Here is a 16,341-nt window from a genome sequence, read left to right as displayed (position 1 = left end):
CGTCGTGCTGGGGTTCCCCCTGGCAGTGGTCTACAAGTACTTCGACGACCAGGGGCCGTACCTCGCGGCGACCCTGACGTACTACGCGTTCGTATCGATCTTCCCGCTCATGCTGCTGGGCTCGTCCATCCTCGGCCTGGTGCTGCGCGGCGAGCCCGGCTGGCAGGAGTCCATTCTCGACTCGGCACTGGCGCAGTTCCCGATCATCGGCGACCAGCTCGGTCGCCCCGAGGGCCTGCGTGGGTCGGTGTGGGGCGTCACCGTCGGGGCGCTGGCCGCGCTGTACGGCTGCCAGGGGTTGGGGCAGGCGCTGCAGAACACCCAGCACGTCGCCTGGTCGGTGCCGCGCAACTCGCGCCCCAACCCGGTCTTCGCCCGCGTCAAGACCGTCGGGCTGCTGCTCGTGGCGGGCCTGTCCCTGCTGACCGTCTCGGTGCTCTCCACCCTGCTCAGCTCCACCGACGTCTTCACCGAGGGCCTGAGCCAGTGGCAGCGGCTGGCCGTCATGGTGGTCACCATCCTCATCGTCGGGGCCTTCTTCACCGTCCTGTTCCGGCTCTCGGCGACCGGACCCAACTCCCGGTTCCGCCGGGTGGCCCCGGGCGCGTTCACCCTGGCCGCGATGTTCCAGCTGCTGCAGGTCGGTGGCGCCGTCTACGTCCAGCACGTCCTGGTCGGCGCCTCGTCGATGGCCAAGACGTTCGGGCTGGTGCTCGGTCTCGTCGCGCTGCTCTTCGTGGGTGCGGTGATGGCGGTGCTGTCGATCGAGGTCAACGTGGTCATCACCCGACGGCTCTACCCCCGCGCGCTGCTCACCCCGTTCACCGACGCGGTCAGCCTGACCGAGGCCGACCGTCGGGCGTACGCGCTCTACGCCCGCATGCAGCGGCACAAGGGCTTCCAGCGCGTCAACGTGGAGTTCGACGAGCCGTACGCGGACGGGGAGGCGCCCGAGGGCCCGCCCGACGAGGACCTGCCCGACGGGGAGCTTCCGGACGGCGGCCTCCCCGACGACGTGCCCGAGGTCGGCCGCGGACGGTGAGGACGACCAGCTACCTCACCGTGGGGCGCGACGGCGACGCGGAGATCGAGGTCAAGCACTCGCGCTTCCTGTGCACCCTGGCGCGCGTCGAGGACGAGGAGCAGGCCCGGGCCGTCGTGGCCCGCCTGCGGCGTGAGCACTTCGACGCCCGGCACCACTGCTCGGCGTTCGTGCTCGGCCCCGACGGGCGGCTGCAGCGCTCCTCCGACGACGGCGAGCCGGCGGGTACGGCGGGCGCGCCGATGCTCGAGGTGCTGCGCGGCGCCGGCGTCAGCGACGTCGTGGCCGTGGTGACCCGCTGGTTCGGCGGGACGCTGCTCGGGGCGGGCGGGCTGGTGCGCGCCTACTCCGACGCGGTGCGGGTCGCGCTCGAGGAGGTCGGCACGGTGCGGCGCGACCTGGTCACCGAGCAGCGCGTCGTGCTCGACCACGCGGACGCCGGCCGGGTCGAGAGCGACCTGAGAGGCCGCGGCTTCGAGGTGCTCGACGTGGAGTACGCCGCCCGGGTGGCCCTGGTCCTCGGGGTGGCGCCGGGCGAGGTGGACCGGCTGGCGGTCGTGCTCGCCGAGGTCACCGCGGGCGCGGTGGAGGCCGAGCAGGTCGGTGAGCGGTGGGCCGACCGTCGCTGACGGTCCCGGCTCAGGTGACGTCGCCGTCGAGGTACAGCCACCGGCCGGCGCGCTGCGCGAAGCGGCTGCGCTCGTGCATCCGGCCCGGACCGGACGGAGTGTCGTACGAGGCCACGAACTCCACCTCGTCGTCGACGGCGTCCAGGATCTCCAGTCCGGTCCAGACCGTTGCGGGATCGGGGGAGACGTCCTCGGGGCGCGTACGCGGGTGCCAGGTGCGGAAGACGTACCCGGTGTCGCCGACGGCGTACGCGCTGTAGCGCGAGCGCATCAGCGCCTCCGGCGTGGGCGGCAGCGCCGATCCGCGGTGGAACGGTCCGCAGCAGGCGTCGTACGGCTGGCCGGAGCCGCACGGGCAGCCCGCGGGCGGGGGGATCGGTGCGCCGGGCATGGCTGGGATTCTCGCCTATGCTCCCGGCCATGGGGGAACCGACTGAGGGCATGAAGCAGATCGCCGAGGTCACCGGCCTGCGCGCGCAGCGCGACGGGCTGACGGCCAGACTGGGGGAGGCCCAGCGGGCCGAGGCCGAGCTGAGCGCGCGCAGCGACGAGGCGACGGCCAGCCTGACCAAGGAGCGCGCCGACGTGGCCGCGCTGGAGAGCCTGTCGATGACCCGGGTCCTGGCGGGGCTCAAGGGCACCCGCGCCTCGGACCTCGACCGGGAGCAGTCCGAGGCGGCCGCCGCCGAGTACGTCGCGGCGGAGGCGCTCGCCCGGCTGCAGGGCGCCTCGCGGGAGACCGCGTCGCTGCGCTCGGCGGTCCACGCCCTCGGCGACCTCGACGCCCGCTGGGAGAAGGCGCTGGCGCTGCGCGAGTCCGAGCTGACCTCCGGTGCCGGGGGCGGCCAGACGCGTCTCGGCGAGGTCCTGCCGGCCCTGGCCACGGCGCGGGCCCAGCTGGTCGAGGTGAACCAGGCCCTCGACGCCTCCGAGCACGCGATCCAGGCGCTCGAGCGGGCGCGGGAGAAGATCTCCAAGGCCGGGTCGTGGGCCACCTACGACACCTTCTTCGACGGCGGCCTGTTCGGCGACGCGATGAAGTACGAGCGCCTCGACGAGGCCGCGGCCCTGATGCGCGGGGCCGACGACGCCCTGCGGCACCTGAGCGTGGAGCTGGCCGACGTGGGCATCGGCAGCGTGGGGGAGCTGGGGATCACCTCGATGACCCGCACTTTCGACGTCTGGTTCGACAACATCTTCTCGGACATGTCGGTGCGCAACCGGATCGGTGAGGCGGGCCAGCGGATCGACCAGGTCGGGCGCGTGGTCAGCGACGTGGCGCGCGACCTCGCGGCCCGGCGTGCGGCGTTGGTGACGCAGATCGACGAGCTGGCCAGGGAGCGGGAGCAGCTGGTCGCCGGGTGAGTTCCCGGTGGACGTACATCACACCCAACCAAGCAGTTGTTTGGTTTAGTGTGGGTCCATGACTGCCACCCCTGCGATCGAGGGCTGGTTCACCACCGGTGACCAGCCGGCGCTGCTCGGCTCCCGCTGTACCTCCTGCTCCACGGTCTTCTTCCCGAAGACCGCGGGCTACTGCCGCAACCCGCGCTGCAACGGCACCGAGTTCGCCGAGGCCGAGCTCTCCCGCCGCGGCACTGTGTGGTCGTACACCGATGCCCAGTACCAGCCGCCGCCGCCGTACATCCCCGCCACCGAGGAGTACTCGCCCTTCGCGCTGGCCGCCGTCCAGCTGCCCGAGGGCCTGGTCGTGCTCGGCCAGGTGGCCGACGGCTTCGGCGTGAGTGACATCAAGGTCGGCACCGAGGTCGAGCTGGTCGTCGAGACGCTCTACACCGACGAGTCGGGCGAGCGCACCATCTGGCGCTGGAAGCCGGTCGCCGCAGACGAGGAGAAGTCCGCATGAGCAAGATCGCCATCGCCGGTGTCGGCATGCACCCCTGGGGCAAGTGGGGCAAGAACTTCGTCGAGTACGGCGTCGTCGCCGCCCGCGCGGCCCTCGAGGACGCCGGCATCGCCTGGACCGACGTGGACCTGGTCGTCGGCGGCGAGACCGTCCGCAACGGCTACGCCGGGTACGTCGCCGGTTCCACCTTCGCCTCCGCGCTGGGCTGGAACGGCGCCCGCATCGCCACCTCGTACGCCGCCTGCGCCACCGGTGCCCAGGCGCTCGACACGGCCCGTGCCCGCATCCTCGCCGGCCTCTCCGAGGTCGCCCTGGTCGTCGGTGCGGACACCACCCCCAAGGGCTTCCTGGCGCCCAACGCCGGCGAGCGCTGGGACGACCCGGACTGGCTGCGCTTCCGCCTGCTCGGCATGACCAACCCGGCCTACTTCGCGCTGTACGCCCGTCGCCGTATGGACGTCTTCGGCGCCACCAGCGAGGACTTCGCGGCCGTCAAGGTCAAGAACGCCCGCCACGGTCTGGCCAACCCGTACGCGCGCTTCCGCAAGGAGGTCAGCGTCGAGGACGTGCTCAGCTCCCCGATGGTGACCGACCCGCTGCGCCTGCTCGACATCTGCGCCACCTCCGACGGTGCCGCCGCGGTCGTGCTGTGCTCGGAGGAGTACGCCAAGAAGCACGGGATCGACTCGGTCACCCTGGCCGCCATCTCCACGGTCACCCCGCAGTTCCCCAACACGGTGATCGACATGCCGCTGCTGGCGACCGACGCGGGCGTGCCCGGTGAGCGGACCTTCAAGCAGTCGATCGGTGACGCGGCGTACGAGGAGGCGGGCATCAGCCCCTCCGACGTCGACGTGGCCGAGGTGTACGACCTCTCCACCGCGCTCGAGCTGGACTGGATCGAGGACCTCTCGCTGTGCGCCCCCGGCGAGGCCGAGGCGCTGCTGCGTGCCGGCGACACCACGATCGGTGGCCGCATCCCGGTCAACCCGTCGGGTGGTCTGGCCTGCTTCGGCGAGGCCGTCCCCGCCCAGGCGCTGGCCCAGGTCTGCGAGCTCGTCTGGCAGCTGCGCGGCCAGGCCGAGGGTCGTCAGGTCGAGAACGCCCGGGTCGGCATCACCGCCAACCAGGGTCTGTTCGGCCACGGCTCCGCGGTCGTCGTCACCCGCTGACGCTGCCCGCCGCATCGTCGTACGCAGACACCAACGTGCTGCGGTCAGGTCGCTGGAGCGACCAGACCGCAGCACGTTGCACGTGGCGTGCGTCGATCGGGCACAATGTGGCCTCATGAGCGATCCGATCCGCGTGTACCTCCTGGACGACCACGACGTGGTCCGTGAGGGACTGCGATTCCTGCTGGAGGCCCAGGGCGACATCGAGGTGGTGGGCGACTCCGCCTCCGCCGTCGAGGCCACCGCCCGCATCCCCGCGCTGAGGCCCGACGTGGCGATCCTCGACGGTCGCCTGCCGGACGGCTCCGGCATCGAGGTCTGCCGCTCCGTGCGCGGCGTGGACCCCGAGATCAAGGCGCTCATCCTGACGTCGTACGACGACGACGAGGCGCTCTTCGCCGCGATCATGGCGGGCGCCGCCGGGTACGTCCTCAAGGAGATCCGCAGCAACGACCTGGTCAAGGCCGTGCGCCAGGTGGCCGCGGGCAACTCGCTGATCGACCCCGCCCTGACCGTCAAGGTCCTCGAGCGGGTCCGCAACGGCAACGCCGTGGCGCCCGAGCTGGCCGACCTCACCGACCAGGAGCGCACCATCCTCGGTCACATCGCCGAGGGCATGACCAACCGGCAGATCGCCGAGCAGATGTTCCTGGCCGAGAAGACGGTCAAGAACTACGTCTCCTCGATCCTGTCCAAGCTGGGCCTCGAGCGGCGTACGCAGGCCGCCGTGCTGGCCTCCAAGCTGCTCGGTGACCACCACTGAGCCTCCGCACCACGTGACAGCGGGCCCCACGGATCATCCGTGGGGCCCGCTGTCGTCCGTGACTCGGAGAGCCTTCAGGGGACCATGCAGTCGGCCAGCGCCGCCCGCAGGGCATCGCGCGCCGCGGCGTACCGTCCCCGCGCCGTCGACGGGTTGAGACCGAGGACCTCCGCCGCCTCGACCAGCGTGAGACCGTCCCAGTGCACCAGCATCACGAGCTCGCGGTGCGCGTCGTCGAGCCGTCGTACGGCCTCGCGCACGACCACGGCCTCGGTGCTCGCCTCCGCGGCGTCGGGCGCGACGGGCTCGGCCAGGTGGGCGCGGACCTTGTCGGCCAGGGCACCTCGCCGGCGCAGCGTACGGCGGTGGTTGGCCAGCACGTGCGCTGCCGCGGTGAACAGCCACATGCGCCCGCGCTCCGGCTCGACGGGTACGTCGTCGACCCGGCGCCACGCCTGCAGCATCGTCTCGGCCAGCAGGTCGGCGGCGTCCTCCCGCACGTGCACCCGTCGCACGAAGTAGGCGAGCAGGTCCGGCGAGGTCACCTCCAGGGCCGCTCGCAGGGCAGCCGCGCGTGAGGCGTCGGTCGTCATCAGTCGCACCGCCACCCGCGCGAGACGTTGCCGAGTCCGGGTGGTGCCCGGTGGCGCGCAGGTGCTCGTCGAGCGCGTCGTACATGACCCTGTTGGTGGCAGTGAGGACGAGCTCGTCGCCGGTCTCGAGCGGCTGCGCCTCCCCGGGCGGAGCGGCGGCGACGATCTCGTCCTCGATCGCCCGGTAGTCCTCGATCGCCTCGTCGAGGTCGACGGCGTCCCAGTCGTAGGTCGCGATGAACTCGCGCGCTTCCTCCGCGGCCGCCTCGCGCTCCTCCCACGTCCCCACCGCGGGGTGCTGGGCGTCGAACTGCACCGAGTCGTCGGCGGGGGAGACGTAGTGCTCCTCACGGCAGGTGCTGCCGGCGGGGGTCTCCACCTGCCGCCACGGGTTGGGGACCAGGCCGGTGGCGGTGGCGGCGGTCCCGCCGACCAGGGCGGCGACGACCGCGCCGACGACGAGCGGGGCCCGGCGACGGGTACGGCGGGGCCGGGCCAGTGACTCGGCCTCGGAGGCCATCGCCTGAAGGTCGCGCAGGGCGGGGGGTGGGCTCGGTGACGTCGGGGGCGGCGTTGCTGAGCAGCGTGTCGAGGTCCACGGGAACTCCTTCGGGCGAGGTCAGTACACCCCGTACGTGTCCGGACCGCAGCGAAACGTCCGAGCGGGTCCGTCGGAACTCAGAACCCGACGGGAGTCAGGCCCCAGCGCACCCGGAGCGTCTCGCCGGTGCCGAGCCACGCCAGCCCCTCTCCCGAGCTGAGGGCGTCGGCAGGCGCCGTCATCGGTTCCACCGCCACGGCGAGGTCGCGGGCCGGGAGCCGGTCGGTGGTGAACAGCTGGACCCAGCCGAACGCCTCCTCGGCCCACAGGGTGACGCCGCGGCCGTCGGGAGCGGTGAGCGTGTGCCGCACCTGCCCGTCGACGACGGCCAGACGGGTGTAGCCGGCGTCGACGCGTCGGTCCCGGATGACGGGGCCGTCGCGCCAGTCGTGCTCGTCGTGCACCGGTTCGCTGCCGACAGGCAGCATCCGGTCGTCGACGAGCAGCACGGTGTCGGCCCCCACGCGGAGTGAGCAGTCGGCGACCGGCACGTCGCCCACGCGCAGGTACGGGTGCGCGCCCACCGCCACCGGGGCGCGGCCCGCACCGTGGTGGGTGATCTCGTGGGTGACCACGAGTCCCGTGCTGTCCAGCGCGTACGTGACGGCGTGGGAGAGGCGGAACGGGTACCCCGGCTGGGGGAAGACCTCGGCCTGCAGCGTCACCGATTCAGCAGCCTCGGCGGTGCAGGCGTACGCGGCGTGCCGCAGCAGGCCGTGGCTGGCGTTGCCGCGGGCGGGCTCGGTGAGCGCCAGCTGCTGGACGGTGCCGTCGAGGGTCCAGCGGCCGTCGCGCACCCGGTTGGGCCACGGCACCAGCAGCTGGCCGTTGCCGGCCGTGGGCGGCGCGTCGGCGGGGGAGGGCTCGGTCAGCCAGGTGCCGTCGACCGCGAAGCCGCGCAGGGCTGCGCCGGCCTGGGCGACGTACGCGGTCCCGGCGCCGTGGCGCAGCTCCCACTGCTGTCCCGTGGCCGAGGTCGGTCCGGGGGAGTCGTCAGTCGACATTCACGCCCCGGAGCGGCGTGCGGTCGTCCGCGCCGTCCGGGCGGGCCGGGGGTACGCGCCGGGTCGCGGACCGGGGCAGCACGTCGTCGAGGGGTACCACCCAGCGGAACACGGTCCCGCAGGTCTCGCCGGCCCGCAGCTCCAGCGACCCGCCCAGCCCGCGTGCGCGGCGCCGGGAGTTGTGCACACCGCTCTCGCGCCCCAGCGTGGGCGGCAGGCCGATGCCGTCGTCGCTCACCTGCACCACCACCTCCGTCGCGGTCACCTCGACCAGCACGGCGGCGCGCTCGGCCTGGGCGTGACGGGCGACGTTGGAGACGGCCTCACGCAGCACGGCGAGCACCTGGTCGGCCAGCTCGGGGGGCACCACGGTGTCGATCGGTCCGCTGGTCGTCACGGTGGGGGTGAAGCCCAGCGCGCCGACGTACTCGCGGACCACGGAGCGCAGCTCCTCGCGCAGGGAGACCGATCCGCGGTGCTGCAGCTCGAAGATGGTCCCGCGGATCGCCTTGATCGTCGCGTCGAGGTCCTCGGTGGCACGGTCGATCCGTTCGGCGATCCGGGCGTCGCCGGCCAGCGCGGCCACCCCCTGGAGCTGCAGCCCGGTGGCGAAGAGGCGCTGGATGACCACGTCGTGCAGGTCGCGGGCGATCCGTTCGCGGTCGGCGGTCAGCGCCCACTCCTCGCGGTCGGAGATGGCCTGGGCGCGGTCGATGGCCAAGATCGCCTGGTCGGCGAAGCTGGCCAGCATCTCGCGCTCGTTGATGTCGAGGGGGTGGTGTTCGCGGTCGGTGAGCACCACCAGGGCCTGCACCGGGACCAGCGGGGAGCGGAGCGGGACCACGACCGCGTGGAAGCGGCCGGTGGTCGTCGTGACGACCGGGCCGTGCGGCGCCATCTGCACCGATGAGCGCAGGACCTCCAGCGCCTCGTTGACGTCCTTGACGTCCCCGGGGTCCACGGCCAGCGTGTCGGCCTCGGTCGTGTCGGTGGCGAGCAGGGCCACCGCGCGACCACGGGACAGCCGTCGGGTCGTACGGACGAACCGGTCCATGGCGACGTCGTGCTCGACGGGCGGCTGGAGCGCGTCCTGGAGCTGCGCGGACGCCTCGAGCCACTGGCGGCGGCGCTCGCTGAGCTCGTAGTCGCGGGCGTTGCCGATGACGTACCCGGCGGCGCGGGCGAGCGCGGCCACCAGCTGCTCATCCTCCGCGGTGAACTGCTGACCGCCGGCCTTCTCGGTGAGGTACAGGTTGCCGAACACGGTGCCGCGGATGCGGACCGGCATGCCCAGGAAGGAGCGCATCGGCGGGTGGTTGGGCGGGAACCCGACAGACTTGGGGTGGGCGCTGAGGTCCACCAGACGCAGTCCCTCGGGCTGCTCGATGATGACGCCGAGGATGCCTCCACCCCGCGGGAGGTCGCCGATCAGGGCGCGCAGGTCGTCGTCGATGCCGGTGGTGATGAACTCGACCAGGTCGCCGTCAGACCCCAGGACGCCGAGTGCGCCGTACTGCGCGCCGGTGAGGGCGGTGGCCGCCTCGATGATGTGCGTGAGCACCGAGGTGAGGTCCAGGTCGCTGGCGATGGCGGAGATCGCGTCGAGCAGCGCGCGCCCCTTGAAGAGGGCGGATGCGGGGGGCGTCGACTCGCTCACGATGCACAGTGTCTCAGCAAGGCGTACGCGGGGCCACTGTCGTTCTCACACGGAGCGTCGCACGGACAGTTCGTCGTACGGATTCCAGCCCAGTCCAAGCCGACGACCGCTCAGCTCTGTCCACGGGATGCGCACGACGAGGTTGCGCTGGCCGGTGGCCCAGGGGCGAGGCGGCCAGGAGTTCTGGATCTGCGCCAGCTCCCGGGCGTCGTCGACGATCTCGGCCCGGCCGCGGGCCACGACGCTCCAGCCGCGCTGGTACTCGTGGTCGAACTTGTCGACCTCGAAGGCCACGACCGTGTCGCGGCCGTACGTGCCGATCAGGCTGTACGCGGTCGTGCGGATCAGGGTCGAGTGGTTCTGCACCGAGTAGTTGACCGGCATGATGTGCGGACCGGTCGGTGTGACCAGCGCGATCCGTCCGGCGACCCCTGCACCCAGCAGCTGCATGCACTCGTCTCGTGAGAGCTCGTGTGCTTCGTACATGCTGGTGGTCTCCCTGGTCGCGGTCCCTGCCCTCCATCGTGGCGCGGGCGTGCGGGTCGACCAAGGGCCGATGGTCCCCCGTGGCGGGGTCACACGACCGAAACCTGACGAGGCGTCCCGCGGGACAGAGGCTCCCCGGAGGGTCAGCGACGCTCGCTGCGGGTGGTCGGTTCCATGCCGGACCTGATCGAACTGTCCAGGGGGAGTCCGTCGTACTTCGCCGACATCTGCTCGCCGGAGGCGCGACCGGGACCGACCGCGGCCCTGGTCACCAGGCTCACGACCACGCAGGTCACGGCGACCACCACCGCCAGGGCCAGGATCAGGATCACCACTGCCATGCGCTTCCCCCTTGTCGTGCGGCACCGCCGAAGGCCGTCCCGACCATCGTCACACGGACGCGACGGGGATGACCAGAGGCTGGGCTCGTCCCGGGAAAGTGTCTGCACCGCGTACTAGCGTGGGTCACGTGACTGAGTCGACCTCCTCCCCGCGTCCCGCCGCGACCACGCTGGGCGAGCTGCGTGCCGCCGGGCACCGCCTCACGCCGCTGCGCACCGAGATCCGCGAGAACCTGCTGGCCCGGCTGCGCGATGGCGTCGACCCGTGGCCCGGGCTGCACGGCTTTGCCGACACGGTCGTGCCGCAGGTCGAGCGGGCCCTGCTCGCAGGGCACGACATCGTGCTGCTCGGCGAACGCGGGCAGGGCAAGACCCGGCTGCTGCGCTCGATCGTGGGCCTCCTGGACGAGTGGACGCCGGTCATCGAGGGCTCCGAGCTCGGCGAGCACCCGTACGACCCGATCACCCCCGCCTCGCGGCGCCGCGCCGAGGAGCTGGGCGACGACCTGCCGGTGGCCTGGGTGCACCGCGACGAGCGTTACGCCGAGAAGCTCGCCACCCCGGACACCTCGGTGGCCGACCTGATCGGCGACGTCGACCCGATGAAGGTCGCCGAGGGACGCACCCTGGGCGACCCGGAGACGATCCACTTCGGCCTCATCCCGCGCAGCCACCGCGGCATCGTCGCCATCAACGAGCTGCCCGACCTGGCCGAGCGGATCCAGGTCGCGATGCTCAACGTGATGGAGGAGCGCGACATCCAGATCCGCGGGTACGTCCTCCGCCTGCCGCTCGACGTGCTCGTCGTGGCGTCGGCCAACCCCGAGGACTACACCAACCGCGGGCGCATCATCACCCCGCTCAAGGACCGCTTCGGTGCCGAGGTGCGCACCCACTACCCGCGCGAGGTCGCCGACGAGGTGGCCGTCATCGTGCAGGAGGCCGAACTGGTCGCCGAGGTGCCCGACTACCTCGTCGAGGTCCTCGCCCGGTTCACCCGGGCTCTGCGCGGCTCGTCCTCCGTCGACCAGCGCTCGGGGGTCTCCGCCCGCTTCGCGATCGCCGGCGCCGAGACGGTCGCCGCCTCGGCGCTGCACCGGGCCACCACCCAGGGGGAGGCCGAGGCCGTCGCGCGCGTGGTCGACCTGGAGACTGCGGTCGAGGTGCTCGCGGGCAAGATCGAGTTCGAGACCGGCGAGGAGGGGCGCGAGTCCGAGGTGCTCACCCACCTGCTGCGCACCGCCGTCGCCGAGACGGTCCGCACGCACCTGGCCGGGCTCGACCTGCGGGGCCTGGTCGACGCCGTCGAGGAGGGCGCGACCGTCTCCACGGGCGCCCGGGTCGGTGCCAGCGCGTTCCTCGCGGGCCTGCCCGAGCTCGCCCCCACCGGTGCCGGCGAGTCCGACCTCTACGACCAGATCGCCGCCCGCCTCGGCGCGGCCAACGACGGCGAGAAGGCCGGCGCGATCGAGCTCGCCCTGGAGGGCCTCTACCTCGCCCGCCGCATCGGCAAGGAGTCCGGGGCCGGCGAGACGGTGTACGGCTGAGGCGGGTGGACGCATGAGCCGTTACCGCAGGTACGACGGGGGCGACCCGCTCGCGCCGCCGGTCGACCTCGCCGAGGCCTTGGAGACGATCGGCGAGGACGTCATGGCGGGCTGGTCGCCGCAGCGGGCCATGCGCGAGTTCCTGCGCCGTGGCGGCCGCGACCAGGCCGGGCTGGACGACCTCGCCCGTCGGGTCGCGGAGCGGCGCCGCGAGCTGCTCAGCCGGCACAGCCTCGACGGCACGCTCGACGAGGTGCGCGAGCTGCTCGATTCCGCGGTGCTGGCCGAGCGGGGCCAGCTGGCGCGCGACATCGCGATGGACGACACGGACCGGGCCTTCCGGGAGATCAGGCTCGACAACCTGCCCAGCTCCACGGCGGCAGCGGTCAGCGACCTGGCGTCGTACGACTGGGCCTCCTCCGAGGCCCGCGACACCTACGAGCAGATCAAGGACCTGCTGGGACGCGAGGTCCTCGACCAGCGCTTCGCCGGCATGAAGCAGGCCCTGCAGGGCGCCACCGAGGAGGACCGGCAGGCCGTCAACGAGATGCTCTCCGACCTCAACGACCTGCTGGAGGCCAAGGCGGCCTCCGACGGGTCACCCGAGGCGGAGGCGGCCCTGGAGGAGCAGTTCCGGGAGTTCATGGACGCCCACGGCGACTTCTTCCCCGAGAACCCCGGCAACCTCGACGAGCTGCTCGACGCACTCGCGGCGCGCAGCGCGGCGGCCCAACGGATGCTCAACTCCATGACGCCGGAGCAGCGCGAGGAGCTGGTGCAGCTCTCGGCCCAGGCGTTCGGCTCACCCGAGCTGATGGCGCAGCTGGCCCGGATGGACGCCAACCTGCAGGGCCTGCGCCCCGGCGAGGACTGGACGGGATCGGAGCAGTTCGGAGGGTCCGAGGGCCTCGGTCTGGGCGACGGCACGGGCGCGATCCAGGACCTGGCCGAGCTCGACCAGCTCCACGACCAGCTCTCCCAGGCGTACGCCGGGGCGCGGCTGGACGACCTCGACCTCGACGCCCTGGCCCGCCAGCTCGGGTCGGACTCCGCCGTCGACGCCCGCACCCTGCAGGACCTCGAGCGCGCGCTGCGCGACAGCGGCTACCTCAACAAGACCTCCGACGGGCAGCTGCGGCTCTCACCCAAGGCGATGCGTCAGCTCGGCAAGGCGCTGCTGCGCGACGTGGCCCAGCGGGTCTCGGGGCGCCAAGGGGCGCGCGAGTCACGGTCGACCGGGCTGGCGGGCGAACCCAGCGGTGCGACCCGGGGCTGGCAGTTCGGCGACACCGAGCCGTGGGACGTCACCCGCACGGTCAGCAACGCGGTGCTGCGGACCGCCTCCGAGGGCGGGTCAGCCCGGTCCGGCGTACGCCTGGTCGTCGACGACGTGGAGGTCGCCGAGACCGAGGCCAGGACCCAGGCGGCGGTGGTGCTGCTGGTCGACACGTCGTTCTCGATGGCGATGGACGGGCGCTGGGTGCCGATGAAGCGCACCGCCCTGGCCCTGCACCAGCTGATCCGCACCCGCTTCCGCGGGGACCACCTGCAGCTGGTCGCGTTCGGGCGGCAGGCCCGGACGATGGAGATCGAGGAGCTCACGGCGCTGGACGCGGTCCCGGAGAAGGGGACCAACCTGCACCACGGGCTGCTGCTGGCCAACCGGTTCTTCCGCAAGTACCCCAACGCCCAGCCGGTGCTGCTGATCGTCACCGACGGGGAGCCCACCTCGCACCTCACCGGTGACGGGGAGGTCTGGTTCAGCTACCCGCCGCACCCACTGACGATCGCCAACGCGGTGCGCGAGCTCGACAACGCGGGACGTCTCGGCGCCCAGGTGACCTTCTTCCGGCTCGGTGAGGACCCGGGGCTGGCCCGGTTCATCGACTCGATGGCACGCCGCGTCGACGGCACCATGGTCAGCCCCGAGCTCGACGACCTCGGTGCAGCGGTCGTGGGGTCGTACCTCGGCTCCCGCGCGCCGGGCAGCGGCCCGCAGGAGTTCGGCGGCGGCTGGTTCGGCAGCGGTCGCGGCTGGTGGGTCTGAAGGGGCCTCAGATGCCGCGCCGGTAGGCGACCTTGGCCATCTTGAAACTCTTGGCGTGCTGTGCCGCTGAGTCGAGGTGCATCGAGGTCACGATGACGAGGCGCTTCTTCTTGCGGAACACGTGGAAGTCCGCGGCGATGGTCATGCCCTCCGCCTGGGTGGACATGGTGAGGGCCGCCCGCTCCTGACCGAGCTTGGGTGTCTTGATCCGCTTGATCCGGAAGGAGACCTCGCCGTCGATCGAGGCCCTGCAGCGCGCCAGCGCGCGGAAGCCGCGCACGACCTTCTTGGCCTGCTTCACCCGCTTCATCTCGACCACCTGCGCCGCGACGCCCACCGACATGTCCTCCGCGGACACGGCTACGACACGGCCAGAGGCGCCCTTCAGGGAGGTCTCGGTGTCGCAGTCCGTCGGGAATGCCACCTCGGCACCCCCCTCCACGTGGCGCTCCTCGCCCCGCAGTTTGGGGTAGACCTTGGCGATCTGCTTGGCGGTGGGGAGGTCCTTGTTCGTCACCGCCGCCGCGTGCGCGGGGGCCGTGGGCGCGAGCAGGGCCAGCGCGAGCAGGGGAACGACAACGGTGGGGAGCAGGCGCCTCATGGTGGGAAGTCCTCGGGTGGTTGAGTCAGAACCCGAGAAACCTAGCGGCTCCGAGACGTCTCCGGACGCGAAACGAGCCGGGCCGTCCACCCAGGACGCCCCGGCCCGTCTGCCGGAAGTGCTCAGAGGCCGGTCTTGTAGACCTTCTTCGCCAGGGCCAGCGACTTGGCGCGCTGCGGGGTGGTGCCGAAGTAGATGACGCTCATCTCGACGAGACGGCCCTTCTGGCGGAACGTGTACAGGTCGAGCACGACCTTGGTGCCACCCTGCTCGACGGTGGCGGTCAGGGCGACGCGCTCCTGGCCCAGCTTGGGAGCCTTGAGCGGCTTCACCGTGGTGGTCACCCCGTCCTCGGTGATGGACTTGCACTTCGACAGGATGCGGTTGCCCTTGACGACGCGCTTGGCCAGCTTCACCGTCTTCATCTGGGCGACGTTGACGCCGATGATCGGGGCCGAGGTGTCGGTGGATCCGTACGCGGCGGACTTGCCCGCCTTGACCTTGAGGGTCGCCGACTTCTTGCAGGAGGTCGCGGCCTGGACGTTCGGGAGCGCGGTGATCTCACGCATGCCGTCCTTGAGGGCCGGGTAGCTCTTCGCGACCGTGGCGACGCTGACGAAGTCCTTGTCGGAGACCCCGGCGGCGTGGGCCGGCGTGGCCGACAGGGTCAGGCCGAGGGCGAGTACGGGGGTGATGGCTGCGGCGAGCAGACGCTTCACGGGGAGATCCTCTGGTTCGTGGCGGACGGTGCCCGGCCACCGTAGGTGAGGAGCGGCGTCGCGTCCCGCTGCGGCTCACCTTGCGGGCCAAGTCCGCGTTTTCGTTGGGCGGGGACCCGGGACGGGCCCGGTCCGCGGACCTCAGCCGGCGAAGCCGGGCAGGTGCTCGGTGAGGATCGCCCGGAACGGGGCCTCGGCGCCCAGCTGGCTCAGCAGGCCGATGCCGCCGAGCCAGGTGCGGTGGATGAGCACGTAGTCGGGCGGCAGGTTGAGCTTGGTGGCCAGGGTGAACGACGGGTTCTTGGGGTCGTTGATGCGTTCGAACTGCTCCCGCATCCACTCCCGGGTGAAACGGAACGTCTGGGTCCGCGCGGGCTCGACGAACGGGGCGAGGTAGTCGAGGACCTGCTCGGCGTCGACCCGCGTGCGCTCGGAGAGGAACCCCTCCTCCCGCAGACCGGCGACGAGCCCGTCGGAGTCGGAGTGCATCGCGACCCGGATGAGCCGACCCATCGCCTCGGGGAAGTTGCCCTCCGGCAGGCGCGCGACGGCACCGAAGTCGAGGACGGCCATCCGGCCCGGACCACCGTCGTCGACCGGCAGGATCCTGAAGTTCCCCGGATGGGGGTCGGCGTGCAGCATCCCGGTGAGTCCCGGACCGGAGAAGAGGAACCGGGCGAACAGTTGGCCGTAGTGGTCGCGCTCGGCCTGCGTCCCCTCCCGGATCACGTGCGCCAGCGAGTACGGCGACTCGACCCACTGCGAGACCAGCACCTCGCCGCCGACGGCGACCACCTCGGGCACCACGATCTCCGGGTCGTCGGCGAAGGCCACCGCGTACGCGCTCTGGGCCTCCGCCTCGAGGGTGTAGTCGAGCTCGTCGGCGGCACGTGCCTCGATCTCCCCGACGATCCCGGCGATGTCCAGGTGCGGGAAGACCGGTGCCACGCCGCGGGCGAGCCGGGAGAACTGGCGCAGGTCGCCCAGGTACGCCTGCCCGGCGCCGGGGTACTGCACCTTGACCGCGACGTCGACCTCGGTGCCGTCGTCGCGGCGCCACCGCCCCCGGTGCACCTGCCCGATGGAGGCGGCGGCCGTGGGGGCCCCGTCGAGCCAGACGAGCCGGTCGCGCCAGTCGTCGCCGAGGTGGCGGGCCAGCTGCTCCCGCACCGTCGACGTGGGCATGGGGGGAGCGGAGTCCTGCAGCGCGGTCAGCTGGTCGCGGTACGGGGCGGCCGCCGACTCTGGCAGCGCCGCCTCAAGGACGCTGAG

18 protein-coding genes are annotated in these 16,341 nt (G+C 72.2%); 9 read left to right on the top strand and 9 right to left on the bottom strand.

Annotated features, from left to right (window positions below; all coding sequences use genetic code 11):
• Together ACI379_RS03345 and ACI379_RS03340 are read left to right on the top strand one after the other, a co-directional pair.
• Positions 1-1,042: YihY/virulence factor BrkB family protein (locus tag ACI379_RS03345; protein WP_439790646.1), on the top strand; the 1,042-nt coding region annotated here is incomplete at its 5' end.
• Positions 1,039-1,671 carry a YigZ family protein gene (locus tag ACI379_RS03340; protein WP_439790645.1) on the top strand — a complete coding sequence of 211 codons (633 nt, stop codon included), beginning with the start codon at positions 1,039-1,041 and terminating at the stop codon, positions 1,669-1,671. The genes ACI379_RS03345 and ACI379_RS03340, both read left to right, overlap by 4 nt.
• Before the next feature lie 10 nt (positions 1,672-1,681).
• Here ACI379_RS03340 and ACI379_RS03335 read toward each other — a convergent pair whose 3' ends face one another.
• Positions 1,682-2,062, bottom strand: coding sequence for a YchJ family protein (locus tag ACI379_RS03335; RefSeq protein ID WP_439790644.1), 381 nt, complete (start codon positions 2,060-2,062; stop codon positions 1,682-1,684).
• Positions 2,063-2,091: 29 nt separating this feature from the next.
• On the opposite strand from ACI379_RS03335, the gene ACI379_RS03330 reads away from it, so the two are divergent.
• The 4 genes from ACI379_RS03330 (at position 2,092) to ACI379_RS03315 (ending at position 5,473) form a co-directional block, all read left to right on the top strand.
• Complete coding sequence (locus tag ACI379_RS03330) at positions 2,092-3,036, top strand: hypothetical protein (protein WP_439790643.1); 945 nt, start codon at positions 2,092-2,094, stop codon at positions 3,034-3,036.
• 58 nt (positions 3,037-3,094) lie between these two features.
• Positions 3,095-3,538: a Zn-ribbon domain-containing OB-fold protein gene (locus ACI379_RS03325; protein WP_439790642.1), complete on the top strand. Its 444-nt coding sequence runs from the start codon at positions 3,095-3,097 to the stop codon at positions 3,536-3,538.
• The gene (locus tag ACI379_RS03320; protein WP_439790641.1) at positions 3,535-4,710 is read left to right on the top strand and encodes a lipid-transfer protein; all 1,176 of its coding nucleotides are present in this window, start codon (positions 3,535-3,537) and stop codon (positions 4,708-4,710) included. Before ACI379_RS03325 ends, ACI379_RS03320 begins: the two co-directional genes overlap by 4 nt.
• Before the next feature lie 115 nt (positions 4,711-4,825).
• Positions 4,826-5,473, top strand: coding sequence for a response regulator (locus tag ACI379_RS03315; protein WP_439790640.1), 648 nt, complete (start codon positions 4,826-4,828; stop codon positions 5,471-5,473).
• A gap of 74 nt (positions 5,474-5,547) precedes the next feature.
• On the opposite strand, the gene ACI379_RS03310 is transcribed toward ACI379_RS03315, so the two are convergent.
• The gene (locus ACI379_RS03310; RefSeq protein WP_439790639.1) at positions 5,548-6,066 is read right to left on the bottom strand and encodes an RNA polymerase sigma factor; all 519 of its coding nucleotides are present in this window, start codon (positions 6,064-6,066) and stop codon (positions 5,548-5,550) included.
• Positions 6,067-6,127: 61 nt separating this feature from the next.
• Here ACI379_RS03310 and ACI379_RS03305 point away from each other — a divergent pair, with 61 nt between their 5' ends.
• Entirely contained in the window at positions 6,128-6,568 is a 441-nt protein-coding gene (locus tag ACI379_RS03305; RefSeq protein WP_439790638.1) for a hypothetical protein, read from the top strand.
• 176 nt (positions 6,569-6,744) lie between these two features.
• Here ACI379_RS03305 and ACI379_RS03300 read toward each other — a convergent pair whose 3' ends face one another.
• The 4 genes from ACI379_RS03300 to ACI379_RS03285 form a co-directional block, all read right to left on the bottom strand.
• Positions 6,745-7,671 carry an aldose 1-epimerase family protein gene (locus ACI379_RS03300; protein ID WP_439790637.1) on the bottom strand — a complete coding sequence of 309 codons (927 nt, stop codon included), beginning with the start codon at positions 7,669-7,671 and terminating at the stop codon, positions 6,745-6,747.
• Positions 7,661-9,328, bottom strand: coding sequence for a GAF domain-containing protein (locus ACI379_RS03295; RefSeq protein ID WP_439790636.1), 1,668 nt, complete (start codon positions 9,326-9,328; stop codon positions 7,661-7,663). The genes ACI379_RS03300 and ACI379_RS03295 overlap by 11 nt, the downstream gene beginning before the upstream one ends.
• A gap of 45 nt (positions 9,329-9,373) precedes the next feature.
• Positions 9,374-9,814 carry a pyridoxamine 5'-phosphate oxidase family protein gene (locus ACI379_RS03290; RefSeq protein ID WP_439790635.1) on the bottom strand — a complete coding sequence of 147 codons (441 nt, stop codon included), beginning with the start codon at positions 9,812-9,814 and terminating at the stop codon, positions 9,374-9,376.
• Positions 9,815-9,957: 143 nt separating this feature from the next.
• A complete protein-coding gene (locus tag ACI379_RS03285; protein ID WP_439790634.1) occupies positions 9,958-10,155 on the bottom strand; it encodes a hypothetical protein in 198 nt (65 codons plus the stop codon).
• A gap of 128 nt (positions 10,156-10,283) precedes the next feature.
• Here ACI379_RS03285 and ACI379_RS03280 point away from each other — a divergent pair, with 128 nt between their 5' ends.
• Both ACI379_RS03280 and ACI379_RS03275 read left to right on the top strand, forming a co-directional pair.
• Positions 10,284-11,702, top strand: coding sequence for a magnesium chelatase (locus ACI379_RS03280; RefSeq protein ID WP_439790633.1), 1,419 nt, complete (start codon positions 10,284-10,286; stop codon positions 11,700-11,702).
• 13 nt (positions 11,703-11,715) lie between these two features.
• Positions 11,716-13,749: a vWA domain-containing protein gene (locus ACI379_RS03275; protein WP_439790632.1), complete on the top strand. Its 2,034-nt coding sequence runs from the start codon at positions 11,716-11,718 to the stop codon at positions 13,747-13,749.
• 7 nt (positions 13,750-13,756) lie between these two features.
• Here ACI379_RS03275 and ACI379_RS03270 read toward each other — a convergent pair whose 3' ends face one another.
• From ACI379_RS03270 to ACI379_RS03260, 3 genes are all read right to left on the bottom strand, one after another.
• Positions 13,757-14,350, bottom strand: a complete 594-nt coding sequence (locus ACI379_RS03270) for a hypothetical protein (RefSeq protein WP_439790631.1) — start codon at positions 14,348-14,350, stop codon at positions 13,757-13,759.
• Positions 14,351-14,472: 122 nt separating this feature from the next.
• Positions 14,473-15,069 carry a hypothetical protein gene (locus ACI379_RS03265; RefSeq protein WP_439790630.1) on the bottom strand — a complete coding sequence of 199 codons (597 nt, stop codon included), beginning with the start codon at positions 15,067-15,069 and terminating at the stop codon, positions 14,473-14,475.
• A 141-nt stretch (positions 15,070-15,210) separates the two neighbouring features.
• Positions 15,211-16,341: ABC1 kinase family protein (locus tag ACI379_RS03260; protein WP_439790629.1), on the bottom strand; the 1,131-nt coding region annotated here is incomplete at its 5' end.

Origin of the sequence: Nocardioides sp. (genome assembly GCF_051876515.1) — a bacterium.
Classification (GTDB): domain Bacteria; phylum Actinomycetota; class Actinomycetes; order Propionibacteriales; family Nocardioidaceae; genus Nocardioides.
This window is presented reverse-complemented; position numbering and strand designations above follow the sequence as displayed.